General features: G+C 63.4%; 8 protein-coding genes. All 8 read right to left on the reverse strand.

Annotated elements, in window-relative coordinates; all coding sequences use genetic code 11:
• Positions 1-368 precede the first annotated feature (368 nt).
• Positions 369-2,492 carry a beta-galactosidase gene (locus EDE09_RS04905; protein WP_132409263.1) on the reverse strand — a complete coding sequence of 708 codons (2,124 nt, stop codon included), beginning with the start codon at positions 2,490-2,492 and terminating at the stop codon, positions 369-371.
• Positions 2,493-2,580: 88 nt separating this feature from the next.
• Complete coding sequence (locus EDE09_RS04910) at positions 2,581-3,456, reverse strand: 2-hydroxy-3-oxopropionate reductase (protein WP_105374371.1); 876 nt, start codon at positions 3,454-3,456, stop codon at positions 2,581-2,583.
• A gap of 7 nt (positions 3,457-3,463) precedes the next feature.
• Entirely contained in the window at positions 3,464-4,243 is a 780-nt protein-coding gene (gene otnI, locus EDE09_RS04915; RefSeq protein WP_105374359.1) for a 2-oxo-tetronate isomerase, read from the reverse strand.
• A gap of 10 nt (positions 4,244-4,253) precedes the next feature.
• The gene (locus tag EDE09_RS04920) at positions 4,254-5,951 is read right to left on the reverse strand and encodes an ABC transporter ATP-binding protein (protein WP_105374360.1); all 1,698 of its coding nucleotides are present in this window, start codon (positions 5,949-5,951) and stop codon (positions 4,254-4,256) included.
• Positions 5,952-5,961: 10 nt separating this feature from the next.
• A complete protein-coding gene (locus EDE09_RS04925) occupies positions 5,962-7,152 on the reverse strand; it encodes an ABC transporter permease (RefSeq protein WP_105374361.1) in 1,191 nt (396 codons plus the stop codon).
• A gap of 10 nt (positions 7,153-7,162) precedes the next feature.
• Positions 7,163-8,149, reverse strand: coding sequence for an ABC transporter permease (locus EDE09_RS04930; RefSeq protein WP_105374362.1), 987 nt, complete (start codon positions 8,147-8,149; stop codon positions 7,163-7,165).
• Between the two features lie 143 nt (positions 8,150-8,292).
• Positions 8,293-10,401: an alpha-amylase family protein gene (locus EDE09_RS04935; RefSeq protein WP_105374372.1), complete on the reverse strand. Its 2,109-nt coding sequence runs from the start codon at positions 10,399-10,401 to the stop codon at positions 8,293-8,295.
• Between the two features lie 137 nt (positions 10,402-10,538).
• Complete coding sequence (locus EDE09_RS04940) at positions 10,539-12,464, reverse strand: ABC transporter substrate-binding protein (protein ID WP_105374363.1); 1,926 nt, start codon at positions 12,462-12,464, stop codon at positions 10,539-10,541.
• Between the last annotated feature and the right edge of the window lie 117 nt (positions 12,465-12,581).

The raw sequence follows: 12,581 nt of genomic DNA on the forward strand, positions 1-12,581 counted from the left end.
GTTGCGCCATACTGTGGCTGTCAAAAGTCGCAATCGGAAGAAGATCCATGAAGGAAGTTAGCACAGCCGGCCTGAATGAGATCTCCAGAGGTCTCGGCATTGCGTCTTAGTACGCAGAGCGCGTTCTGGACGCGCGACGCGGAAAGCCGGCAATGGGCGAAGCTTCTTCGCCCGGCAGAATCGCATCCCCTCCTCCTTGCAGGCAGCCGGCAATTCCGCGGCCCTGTAGTGTCTCAAGGCGATGGAAGCCGTTGGCAGGACGACTCTCACGAAAGAGACAACTCAAGAGGCCCGATCGTGTCAGGCCGTTTCCCCTCGGGCAACCGGCAGTGGCTTCCGGTCGCGACGGCGCTACATCGCCAGCACCGTCAGCTCTTCTGAGCTGGAACGAGAGGCAGGATTACCACGTCGCGCGCCGGCACCTGGACAGGCCCTCCATCATAGGTGTAGCCCGCCGGCCAGAGGGCTGGGCCGGGCTTCGGCGCTCCGTGACCTTGCGCCGGTTCGGCCAACGTTGTCTGGGACTCCCGTGTGGGATTGACCAGCCAGAGGAAGTTCCCGGTATCGCCCTGGTGGATGCGGGCAGAAAGCGCGCTGTTCGACAGCGTCACATGCCGCCGCACCTCACTCCAGTCGAGGAGCGCAGCAAAGAAGCCGGCATTGGCACTGCCGTTGGAGCGATAATAGGCCGCGGACGGGTTGGTGCCAATCAGCAGGGTTCGTCCCTTCCCGTGAGCGTGTTCGACAACTGCGAGCCGACCGTCCGCGAAATAGCCGCGCGCAGTACCTCCTTCAAGCCGATAGGATTGCAGGAAGCCGCCACCCTTGACCGCGACATCGCCGAAATCCAAGGCAATGCGGTCGCCGATATCCGGCATGAACTCGACCTCCTCCTCCCGGGCGCCGAAGACGGTATCGAGGCCCAAGTTCGGCTGGACCTGGCCGACATGGCCGCGATCGCCGAAATAGCCGGGGCAGGCCTCGGCAATCAGCGTACCGCCCTTGTCCACCCAGGCCGCCAGTCGCCGCGCCTGCTCAGACGTGAACATGATGGGGTAGGGGAAGTAGAGGAGGTCATAGGCGTCGATGTCGTCGATATGGACCCAGTCCGGCTGAAGCCCTTGGTCGAGGAAGCCGCGATAGGCGCCCCACATCGCAGCCGGATAGGGCTTCTCCTTCCGCTCCTGATTGAGCAGGTAATCCCATTCCTGGGTTTCCGGCACGACCAGGATGCCGATCTCGCCGCGGACGGGCTTTGCCTTCCAGAGCGCTGCCTGTTCCGGCGCATTGGCCCATTTTGCCATCGCGCTTGCGATTTGCGAGCGCGGGGTGCGGCTGCCATCCATGCCATAGGAGCCGAAGGCGCCGAACAGCGGGCCGTCGAGCAGGGGCCGCCAGCGCAGGTTCAGCACGCCGCGCGCGCCGCCCGCAAGCGAGATCATGCTCCAGATGCGAATGTCCTCGGGCTCGGCGACACGGCCATCCTCCTTGTCGCGGCCGATCACCTGGGGCTGCAGCCAGAGCGGCCCGCCCTGGCGCTCGGCATGCCAGAAGGTCTTGCCGCGCGCGGCGGCACGGTTGATATCGACCCCATACCAGCTTTTCCACGGCTCCGTGCCCTTGCGCGCCTGGATCCAGGTGAAACCGTAGACATCGACCTTGGAGGCGGCGAGCCAGTCGTCGCAGCCATTGGCCGCCATGTTGGGGATCGCGCCTGAAATGCCGTGGGCGGCGATGACGTTCTTCTTGTCGACCGCCCGGATCGTATCGATGCGCCACTGCATCTGACCATAGAAGTTGTCACGCTTGAACTGCAGCCAGTCGATGCATTCGGGATAGGGAGCCATATGGATCGGCGGCTCGATATCGTCCCATTCTGCATAGCTGTAGCGGTGCCAGGCCTTGGCGAGCGCTTTCAGGCTCCCATACTTGGCCTCCAGCCACGTGCGGAAGGCTTCCTTGGCATAGCTGCTATAATCCACGTCAGCGGAATAGTTGCATTCGTTCCAGACATCGTAGCCGTAGATGGCCGGATGGTCCTTGTAGCGGGTGGCAAGCGCCGTCAGGAAGGCGCCGGCAGCTTCCTTCACTTCGGGGCAGTTGAGGGTCAGCGCGCCGGCGCCGCCGCCATTGTTGGAGAAGCCGCCCGTGGCGGCCGAAACCCCCATATAGGAGCCGAGCTTGCTGCCATCGGCATTGACCTGCAGCGCGTGGGAAAACTTGCGCACGGCCCAGTCCGGCACCGCATGGATCAGTTCCGCGATGACCGTCTTCAGCCCGTTCTTGGCGGCAAGATCGAGCTGGCGGTCATATTCCTCCCAATCATAGACACCGGGCGCCGTCTCGATCGCACCCCACATGAACCAGTGGCGGAAGATGTTGAGCCCGTCCTGCGCGGCGACGGCATAATCGCGCTCCCAATGCTCCTGGGGCGGGTTCGACTTGCGGAAATAGACGGCGCCATAGGGGAATTGCAGGTCTGTCATCGGCATGGTCTGTCCTCTCGAGTAACAGGGCAAGGCTTCGCCGTCCGGAGAAACTCCGGTCACGTCGGCTAGGCCATCGCGCCCAGGATTGCGGTCAGCAGGCTCCGCCTGAGATGAGGTCCAGCGTGCGGATCAGCGCGGAGTGATCGCGATCGCCATCACCCATGGCGATGGCGGCATTCATCAGCTGCTGGGTGGCGGCGGTGTTGGGCAAAGCGAGATCAAGCGCGCGGGCCGCATCGACCGCGAGCGTCAGGTCCTTGCGGTGCAGGCGGATGCGAAAGCCGGGATCGAAGGTCTGCTTGACCATGCGGTCGCCGTGAACCTCAAGGATGCGAGAGGCGGCAAAGCCGCCCATCAGCGCCTCGCGCACCCGGGCCGGATCGGCGCCGGCGCGGCGGGCAAAGAGCAGCGCCTCGGACACGGCCTCGATGGTAAGCCCGACGATGATCTGGTTGGCCACCTTGGCCGTCTGACCGTCACCGGTGCCGCCGACAAGGGTGATGTTCTTGCCCATTTTTTCAAATAGCGGCCGTGCGCGGGCAAAGGCCGCCTCGCTGCCGCCGACCATGATGGTGAGAGAGGCGGCGCGGGCGCCGACCTCGCCGCCGGAAACCGGCGCGTCGAGATAGTCGCAGCCCAACGCCTCGATCCGGCGGGCAAACTCCTTGGTGGCCACGGGCGAAATGGAGCTCATGTCGATGACGAGCTTTCCGGGCGACAGGCCCTCGGCAACGCCATCCTTGCCGAACAGCACCGTCTCCACATCAGGCGTGTCGGGCAACATCAGGATGACGATGTCGCAGGCGCTGGCCACAGCGCTTGCGCTTGGCGCCGCCTTGGCCCCCTTGTCCACCAGATGCTGCGACACCGGCTTGACGCGGCTCAGATGCAGCGCGTGGCCGGCATCGATCAAATGTTCCGCCATGGGGCGCCCCATGACGCCAAGTCCTATGAATCCGATATTCATCTTGCCCTCATCCAAGGAAAGGTTTCATCCAGCCGAGACCTTCGCTGGTGCCGGCGCGCGGCTTGTATTCGCAGCCCACCCAGCCGTCGTAGCCGAGGCGGTCGAGTTCGGAGAGAATGAAGCCGTAGTTGATCTCGCCCGTGCCCGGTTCGCCCCGGCCGGGATTGTCGGCGATCTGCACATGGGCGATCCGCTCCTGCAGCCGCGCGAAGGTCGGGATCAGGTCACCTTGCATGATCTGCATGTGGTAGAAATCATATTGGATATAGAGATTGTCGGAGCCGACCCTCTCAAGGATCCGCTCGGCATGGTCGGTCGTCGACAGGAAGAAGCCCTTGATGTCGCGCAGGTTGATCGGCTCGATCAGCAGCCTGACGCCAGCATCGGAACAGCGCGCGGCGGCATATCTGAGATTGTCGACCAGGGTATCTTCGAGAACCGCGAGATCGGCGCCATCAGGCACCAAGCCGGAAATCACGTTGACCTGCGGGCATTTCAACGCCGCGGCATAATCGAGCGCCTGCGCCACACCCTGGCGAAACTCCTCAACCCGATCCGGCAGGCAGGCGATACCCCGCTCGCCGCCGGCCCAATCGCCCGAGGGGACGTTGAACAGCGCCTGGACGAGGCCGCTGGCGCCGAGCGCGTCTGCGACCTTTTCCTTGGGCTCGGCATAGGGCCCGAGATATTCCAGCGCGCCGAAGCCATCCCGCGCGGCGGCGGCGAAGCGCTCCAGGAACGGAAGCTCCTGATAGAGAAACGAAAGGTTGGCGGAAAATTTCGGCATGCGGATATCCTCAGGCAGGCGTGGCGGCAACGAAGCGCTGGCGGTGCATCATGCGCTTGTCGCGGGGATCGGGATTGGGAACGGCGGAGATGAGGCTGCGGGTATAGGCCTCCCGCGGCGCGGTGCAGATCTGCTCGGCATCGCCGATCTCGACGATCCGGCCGCGATGCATGACGGCGACGCGGTCGCAGAAATAGCGCACCACGGAAATGTCGTGGGAGATGAACAGGAAGCTCAGATCCAGCCGTTTGCGCAGGTCGAGCAGCAGGTCGAGGATCTGGCTGCGGATCGAGACGTCGAGCGCAGAGGTCGCCTCGTCGGCGATGATGATGCGCGGATCGAGCGCCAGCGCCCGGGCGATGCCGATGCGTTGGCGCTGGCCACCGGAAAAGGCGTGGGGGTAACGTTCCATGGCTTGCGGATCGAGCCCGACCAGCCGCATCAGCTCGGCAACCCGCTCCTCCAGCGCCCGGCCCCTGGCGAGACCGTTGACAACAAGCGGATCGCCGATCACCTCCTTGACCGTCATGCGCGGATTGAGCGAGGCAAAGGGATCCTGGAAGACGAGGCGGACATCCCGGTGGAAGCGCCGCAGCTCCTTCCTGCCAAGCCGCGTCACATCGGTCTCCACGCCCTGTCCATCCCGATAGAGCACGCTTCCCGAGCTGGGCTCGACCGTGCGCAGGATCAGCCGGCCGAGCGTGGTCTTGCCGGAACCGCTTTCGCCGACAATGCCGAGATTTTCGCCGGGATAGAGATCGAAGCTGGCATCGTCGACAGCCTTGATGGCATTAGGGCCGTTGGAGCCGAAAGTCTTGCTAAGATTGCGCACGGACAGCACCGGTTCCGGCCCGGAGGTCACCGCCGGCGGCCGGGCTTCTGCGTGGCGCGTGAGCTTCACCGTCGACGCGAGCAACTGGGAGGTATAGGGATGCACCGGCTGATGGTAGATCTGATCGACCGGACCCTGCTCGACGAGGCGGCCGAAACGCATCACGGCAACTTTGTCCGCCACTTCCGCCACCACGCCCATGTCGTGGGTGATGAGCAGCATGGCCATGCCGCGGCTGACCTGCAGCCGCTTGATGAGGTCGAGGATCTCCGCCTGCGTGGTGACATCGAGCGCGGTCGTCGGCTCGTCGGCGATCAGGATATCGGGATTGCCCGCCAGCGCCATCGCGATCATCGCCCGCTGCCGCATGCCGCCGGAATATTCGAAGGTGTAGCGGTCTGCCATCTTTTCGGGAGCCGCGATTTCGACCTGCCGGAGCAGTTCGATCATGCGTTCGCGCGCGGCTTTCGCGTCCAATGCCGAATGCAGGCGGATCGCCTCGATGATCTGCGAGCCGATGGTGTGGACCGGCGACAGCGAACTCATCGGTTCCTGGAAGATCAGCCCGATGCGCCGGCCGCGGATGGCGCGCATGGCCGTGCTGTCGGGAGACAGGGCGGCGATGTCGGTGACGACGCCCTCCGTGGTCAGCAGGATGCGCCCGCCCGTTATGCGGCCGGGGCGATCGACGATCTGCAGCAGCGAGCGGGCCGTCACGCTCTTGCCCGACCCGCTCTCGCCGACCAGGCACAGCGTCTGGCCCTGTTTCAGCTCGAAGCTCACCTTCTCCACCGCATGGAGGATATGGGTGCGCAGGCGGAAATCGATCGAGAGGTCTTCGACCGAAAGAACGGTGTCATCTGTGGGGGCAACCATACCGTGCTCCTCAGTTGTCATAGGGATCGGCCGCGTCGCGCAGGCCGTCGCCGAAGAAGTTGAAGGAGAGGACGGCGACGACCACCGCAAGCGACGGCCAGATCAGCAGCCAGGGCGCGGTCGCGACCGTGCGGATGTTCTGGGCGTCCTGCAACAGCACCCCCCAACTGACCACCGGCGGCTTCAGCCCGATACCCAGGAAGGAGAGCGAGGTCTCCGCCACGATCATGGTCGGCACCGCAAGCGTCACGACGGCAAGGATGTGGCTCGTCAGCGAGGGCAGGATGTGGCGGAAGATCAGTCGCGTCTCGCTCGACCCGTCGAGCCGGGCCGCGGTGACGAAATCCTCGCTGCGGAGAGCCAGGAAGCGGCCCCGCACCTCGCGCGCCAGGCTAGTCCAGCCGAGCAGCGAGACGATGATGGTGATGACGAAATAGACCGTGAGCGGCGACCATGTCAGCGGGATGGCTGCCGCCAGTCCGAGCCACAAGGGGATCGTCGGCATGGCGCTCACCACCTCGATGACGCGCTGGATCAGCATGTCGACCCAACCGCCGTAGAAGCCGGAAATCGCCCCAAACACGACGCCAAGCACCAGGGAGACCCCGACCCCGACAAGGCCGATCGACATCGACACCCGGGTGCCATGGACAAGGCGGGAGAACACATCGCGTCCGAGCCGGTCGGTGCCCAGCAGATACATCGGATCGGCCGGATTGAGCGGCCCGATCAGATGGCGGTCCATGGGGATGAGGCCGAACAGGTGGTAGGCCGGACCCTTCACGAAGAAGCCGATCGGAACGACCTTCGTCTCGTCGACGACGAAGGTGCGCCTGAGCGCCACCTTGTCGATCTCCACGCGATAGCCCTTTACATGCGGCCGGAAGTCGCTGCTGCCGTCGGGATTGGTAACGAAGAGGCTGATCGCCTGGGGCGGCGCATAGGTATATTGCGGCTTCGACGTGGTCGGAAGGAAGGGCGCCAGGAATTCGGCGAACAGGCCGACCAGATAGAGGATCAGGATGACCGCGCCCGCGATCATCGCCACCTTCTGGCGCAAGAGCTTGCGACCGATCAGCCGCCAGGGACCGATGGTTGCCGTGGAGACCGTCCCCCCCTGCTTCAGCGGACTGATCGAGGGGCCGTCGGCGACCACAAGGGGCCGGTCGATGCGAGGCCCCAGATTTTCTTGCAGCGTCATGGTCGCCTCCTCAATTGAACCGGATGCGCGGGTCGAGGATCGCCAGCAGCAGATCCGACAGCAGCATGCCGACGAGGGTAAGCGCGCTCAAAAGCAGGATGAAGCTGCCGGCGAGATACATGTCCTGGGAGACAAGCGCGCGAAACAGCAACGGCCCGGCGGTCGGCAGGTTCAGGACGATGGCGGTGATCGTCACTCCCGATACGAGATGGGGCAGGACCCAGCCGATGGCCGAGACGAAGGGATTGAGGGCGATCCGCACCGGATATTTGAGGATCACCTTGTATTCCGGCAGTCCCTTGGCGCGGGCGGTCACCACATAGGGCTTGTGCAACTCGTCTGTCAGGTTAGCCCTCAGTATCCGGATCAGCGCTGCCGTTCCCGACGCTCCGATAATGATAATCGGTATCCAGAGATGGGCGAGCAGGTCCCAGAGCTTGGCGAGGCTCCAGGGGGCCTCCGCATACTCGGGCGAGAAGAAGCCGCCGACGCTCTGGCCGAGATAGCGATAGGCGACATACATCAGCGTCAGCGCCAGGATGAAATTCGGCACCGCAAGGCCGATGAAGCCGAGGAAGGTGAAGACGTGGTCGCCGATCGAATGGCGGCGAACGGCCGAATAGATGCCGATCGGCAAGGCCACGATCCAGACGAACAGCAGGCTCAGGAGCGAGATCACCAGGGTGGAACCCATGCGCGCCCAGATCAGGCCGGAGACGGGCTGGTTCCATTCGAAGGACCAGCCGAAATCGCCGCGGCTCAGGATGCCCCAGATCCATTTGACATATTGGATATAGAAGGGATCGTCGAAGCCGTAGATCTGCTTCAGCCGCTCGATTTCGTCCGGATCGACCGCCTGTCCGCTGTCACTCATGGTCGCGATCATCGAGCTCAGATAGTCGCCGGGCGGCAGCTGGATGATCAGAAACGAGATCAGCGACATGCCGAACAGGGTCGGTATCATGTAGACAAGGCGCTTGAAGATGTAGCCAAGCATCAATTCATTCTCCTCCACTCGAACACCTGCGGACCTCACCGCCGGCGCTCCTCCGCTCCCGGTCAAGGCACCATCGGGGAAATCCCGGGAGGTTCCTGACCTCGGGGCCCTCCAGCCCCGAAGCGCTTCGTTTGCCTGTCGCCTCAGGCCCAGGCAAGGTGCAAGACCTCCAGCCGCTCGATCCCCGGCACCACGACGACGGCGCGGCCGTTTTCGATCCGGACCTCGGCGGCGCGATCGGCAACGACAAGCCAGGCCCGCCCCAGCGATTTGCCCTGGGGAATGTCCACCGAAACGGTCTGCGCCGCCAAGGGCAAGTTTTCCCGGATCGGTCCCTTCATCATCATGGGATTGGTGAGGTTGAACAGGCTGAGCGCGAGGCCTTGCTCGTTCTCCCGTAGCGCAAGGTCGATCACGCCGGGCCCTTCCACCGTGACGCGGGAGGTTTTTCCGAGCGCCCAGCGCACGGCATTGGCGATCAGGCGCCCATGATCGATGGCAAAGACTTCCCAGAAGATCTCGCCGATATTCCAGGGGATGTAGACCGTGCGGCCGCCCTTGCCGGTCTCGCGAGCAATCACGGCGGCACCTTCAGGCGCCTTGCGCGGATAGACTTCCTCCATCGGCAGGTCGGGGAAATCGGGCACATAGAGGAAGGGCGTGTCCGCCCCATCAGTGGGTTCGACATGGATGAGCCGCGTGCCCCCCATGATGCGGGCCGCGCCCTCATAGCCCTGGTTGACGGGATGTTCGCCCGATAGCGCCACATAGGTGTTCTTGACGATGCCGCGCGGCCCGGACTGGTAGCGGGCGGCGAGAACATCCGAGAGGCCGAATTCCGTTCGCAACTTGCCGAACTCGTCGCGCAGGGAGGTCTCGTAGGCGGCGACGACGCTGCCGCCGCGCGCCACATAATCGCGGATCGCCTTGACCTGGGCGTCCGACAGGCAGGCAGCATTGGCAAGCACGATCACCTTGAAGCGGTCGAGCTCGCTCGCCGTCAGCACCTGATCCGACAAAAGCTCGAAGGGCAGCCGGGCCTCGACCAGCGCGTGATAGAAGCCGAGATCGTGCTTTTCGGCATTGTGCCTGTCTTCCGGCGCCCAGTGGCGCAGGGTGGTGGACGGATCGATGACGGCGATTTCGGCCGTCGGGGCCATGTCGGCCAGGACAGGCTCGATCGCCGCCTGCAAGCCGAAGGCGGCCGCCACGGGCTCCACCCAGCGCTCGTCCGGCACGACGCCGTTGAACTTGGTGAACCAGGCGCTGAGGCCATGGGCGGTGCCGTTGTTGATCCACAGCTGGATCTCCTCGGCTGAGGTTACGGCATCCTTCCACCGATAGGCTTCTTCCGGGCCGATCGAGGTGATGAGGATAACGGGCCGATCCGGGAAGGTGGCGCGGATACGCTTGCCGTTGCGCCCGGCCGACCAGCCGACCTCCAGCCCCTTGCGACCCTGGTGATCGACGACGAGAAAGGGGCAGTGTTTGGTGATGACGGACAGGTCGAACTCCATCAGCGAAGCGCCGCTCATATTGGGAATGAAGCTTGCATGCGGGCGGATCGCCTTCACCGCATCGTCCCATTGGGCGATGACTTCGGTGAGCACGCGCCGGCGCCATTGCAGCCAGGCCTGCCAGGCTGGATCGTCCGCATCGGCGATCTTCGGCAGGTCGTAGCCGCTCATGTCGCGGAAGCGGCGGGCGCTGTCCTCGCTATAGTCGACGCCGTGGCCCTGCCAGCGATTGGCAAAGATCGCGTCGATATCGTAGTCGCGGACGATTTCCTTCACCACATCGGGCATGAAAACCGAATTGTAGTCGCCATAGGCATTAGTGACCCAGACATCCGGATAGGCCCAGTGGCGCCGCGGCGCGCCGTCGGCATCGATCATCACCCATTCCGGATGGGCCTTGGCGGCGTCGTCATGGATGGCATGGGGATCGACGCGGGCCATGACATGCATGTCGAGCCGGCGCGCGGCATCGACCAGGGCGCCGAAGATATCGCGGTCGCCCAGATGGCGGCTGACATAGTGGTAGGGCACCTTGCTGGGATAGTAAGCGACATAGCCGCCGGCGCTGAGGCACAGCGCATTGGACCTGGTCCGCTTGAACACCTCGATCCAGAAGGCCGGATCGTAGCGGTCCGGATCGTCCTCGACAAAGGTCAACTGGGTCCAGCGGGTCGCGGTCCGGTACCACTCCAGCGTTCTCAGCGTGCCGGCAGTTTCTCTTACGGATTCAAGCATCGTCGTCATCCATTCCCAGAGCATTTCCGCTCTATCCGTTTGTCGTCCGCGCAGTTCGGCTGAAACTGCTTCAGGCAAGGCTTTCCCGTTCGCCGGCCCTTGCGGGCCGGCGTTCGGCATGGTTCGGTGCGGCCGGATCAGACCTTGTAGAATTGCTCCGGCATGGTCGGCGCGGGTGTCGGCCAGCCAAAGGAGTTCGGCATCACGCGGGTGATGTTCCTCATGTTGTTCTTGACGATGCCGTAGCCGTCGGGCGGCAGCGAAACGCCGAACACATAGAAGTTGTCCGCAGCCATCTGCAGGATCTGCTTCATGATCTCGTTGCGCGCAGCCGGGTCGGAGGTGGCCTTGAGCGAATCGTAGAGCTCAAGCTGTCTCTTCGTTTCCGGCGGCGGCTCTTCTGCATTGGCGTTGTTGCGGTCGAGATACCAGAGCTGCCAGGCTGGCGCATACATCGCGTTGGAATCCGTCGGCACGAAGTAGCGCGGGTCGAGCACGGCCGCGACGCCGCCATTGGCGCCGAACTGGTGGGCGGTGGCATCGAAATCGCGTCCCTGCCGCACCCGGGTCTCCCATAGCGACCGGTCCATGGAGCGCATCTGCGCGTCGATGCCGACAGCCTGGAACATCGGAATGACCAACTGGAACAGATCGAGGAACACCGCGCGCGCCTGGTCGATCTCGAAGATGACGGTGACGCGGCGGCCCTCATCGTCGAGACGGAAGCCCTGGGCATCGCGCTTCGGGATGATCTCGTCGAGCAGGGCATTGGCCTGGGCCTCGTCATAGGCGGTAAACTGCTTGGCCAGTTGCTCGTTGTAGAGCGGATCACCCTCCTTGATGGAAGGCTGCGCGGGCGCGCCCTGGCCAACCAGAACGACGTCGATCAGCGCCTGTCGATCCAGCGCGGTGGAGAGGGCCGCGCGGAACCGCTTGTCGCGGAAGAGCTTGCGCTTGGTCGCATCGTTATGGTTCAGGTTGAAGATGAAGTTCATCACGTTGGCCTCGGTGGAGGTCAGCGTGTAGAAGTCGTAATCGCCCTGCTGGCGCGCATCATAAAGCACCGCCTTGTTGTTCGGCGTGGCGATATACTGGTCCATCATGTCGATTTCGCCCTGCATCGCCTTCAAGAGCAGGACCTGCGGGTCGGCGACCATCTGGTAGACGATACGGTCCATATAGGGCAGCTGATTGCCCTCGGTATCCACCTTCCAGTAATAGGGATTGCGCTCCGCCACGACCCGCTCGGTGTTTTCGCCGGGCGCGATGGTGAACGCCCAGGCATTCAGGGTCGGCTTCTTCGACGAATTCAGGAAGAAGGTATTGTCTTCCTGGAAACCCGAGGCCGACTGGAACGAGGCAATCCAGCTGTCGAAACCGCGCTGCTTGGCAAGCTCGTCGGCCTTCGGATTGTAGTCGATGTGGAACTGCTCGAGATAATGCTTCGGGCAGCGGGTGGTGTGATCCCAGTTGGACCAGGCCACCTGCAGCGGGAACATACCGTTAGGTTTCTCGAAGATCACCTTGAAGGTCTGTTCGTCCACCACTTCGAGCTTGGCCGGCTTGCCGGCCGTCTTCCAGTGGCCTTGGCTGGTGACGGCGACGCGCTTGTCGGTCAGCACGGTGTCATACCAGAACTTCACGTCGGCGGTGGTATAGGGGTGGCCGTCGGACCACTTCATGCCCTTGCGCAGGCGGATGGTGTAGACGGTCGCGTCGTCGTTGGCATCGAAGGCTTCGGCGATATTGAGCGTCACCCCCGACCAGTCGGGCGTATAACGCAAAAGCGGCTCATAGGCCTGGTAGCGGAACAGCATCGACAGCGACCCACCCCCGACTAGCGCCATCTTCCAGTCGCCGCCATATTTGCCGATGTCTTCGACCGGCTTGATCACCAGGGGGTTTTCCGGCAGCCGCTCCGCGACGGCAGGCAGCACCCCGCTCGCGACCTTTTCCTTCAGGATATCCGCTTCCTTATAGGATGCAGCAACCGCAGGCAGCGCGGGCAATACGAGAACGGCCGAACTGCCGGCCAGAAAGGTACGACGTTTCATCTTGATCATGAGTGTCTCCTCCACACATCCACCCCCTTTGTTCCTCCCCAGGGCTTGGATAACGAGAGGTTTGCAATATAATATCGTTAGGTAAAGTGTTATGTTATATTGCGCTTCATGTTTGTG

The organism is Neorhizobium sp. S3-V5DH, from assembly GCF_004343065.1.
In the GTDB taxonomy this organism is placed as follows: Bacteria; Pseudomonadota; Alphaproteobacteria; order Rhizobiales; family Rhizobiaceae; genus Neorhizobium; species Neorhizobium huautlense.

Excerpts from the sequence above, each read along its gene's own strand:
- EDE09_RS04905 (WP_132409263.1), bottom strand. The coding sequence starts at position 2,492 with ATGCCGATGACAGACCTGCAATTCCCCTATGGCGCCGTCTATTTCCGC.
- EDE09_RS04910 (WP_105374371.1), bottom strand. The coding sequence starts at position 3,456 with ATGAATATCGGATTCATAGGACTTGGCGTCATGGGGCGCCCCATGGCG.
- otnI (WP_105374359.1), bottom strand. The coding sequence starts at position 4,243 with ATGCCGAAATTTTCCGCCAACCTTTCGTTTCTCTATCAGGAGCTTCCG.
- EDE09_RS04920 (WP_105374360.1), bottom strand. The coding sequence starts at position 5,951 with ATGGTTGCCCCCACAGATGACACCGTTCTTTCGGTCGAAGACCTCTCG.
- EDE09_RS04925 (WP_105374361.1), bottom strand. The coding sequence starts at position 7,152 with ATGACGCTGCAAGAAAATCTGGGGCCTCGCATCGACCGGCCCCTTGTG.
- EDE09_RS04930 (WP_105374362.1), bottom strand. The coding sequence starts at position 8,149 with ATGCTTGGCTACATCTTCAAGCGCCTTGTCTACATGATACCGACCCTG.
- EDE09_RS04935 (WP_105374372.1), bottom strand. The coding sequence starts at position 10,401 with ATGCTTGAATCCGTAAGAGAAACTGCCGGCACGCTGAGAACGCTGGAG.
- EDE09_RS04940 (WP_105374363.1), bottom strand. The coding sequence starts at position 12,464 with ATGATCAAGATGAAACGTCGTACCTTTCTGGCCGGCAGTTCGGCCGTT.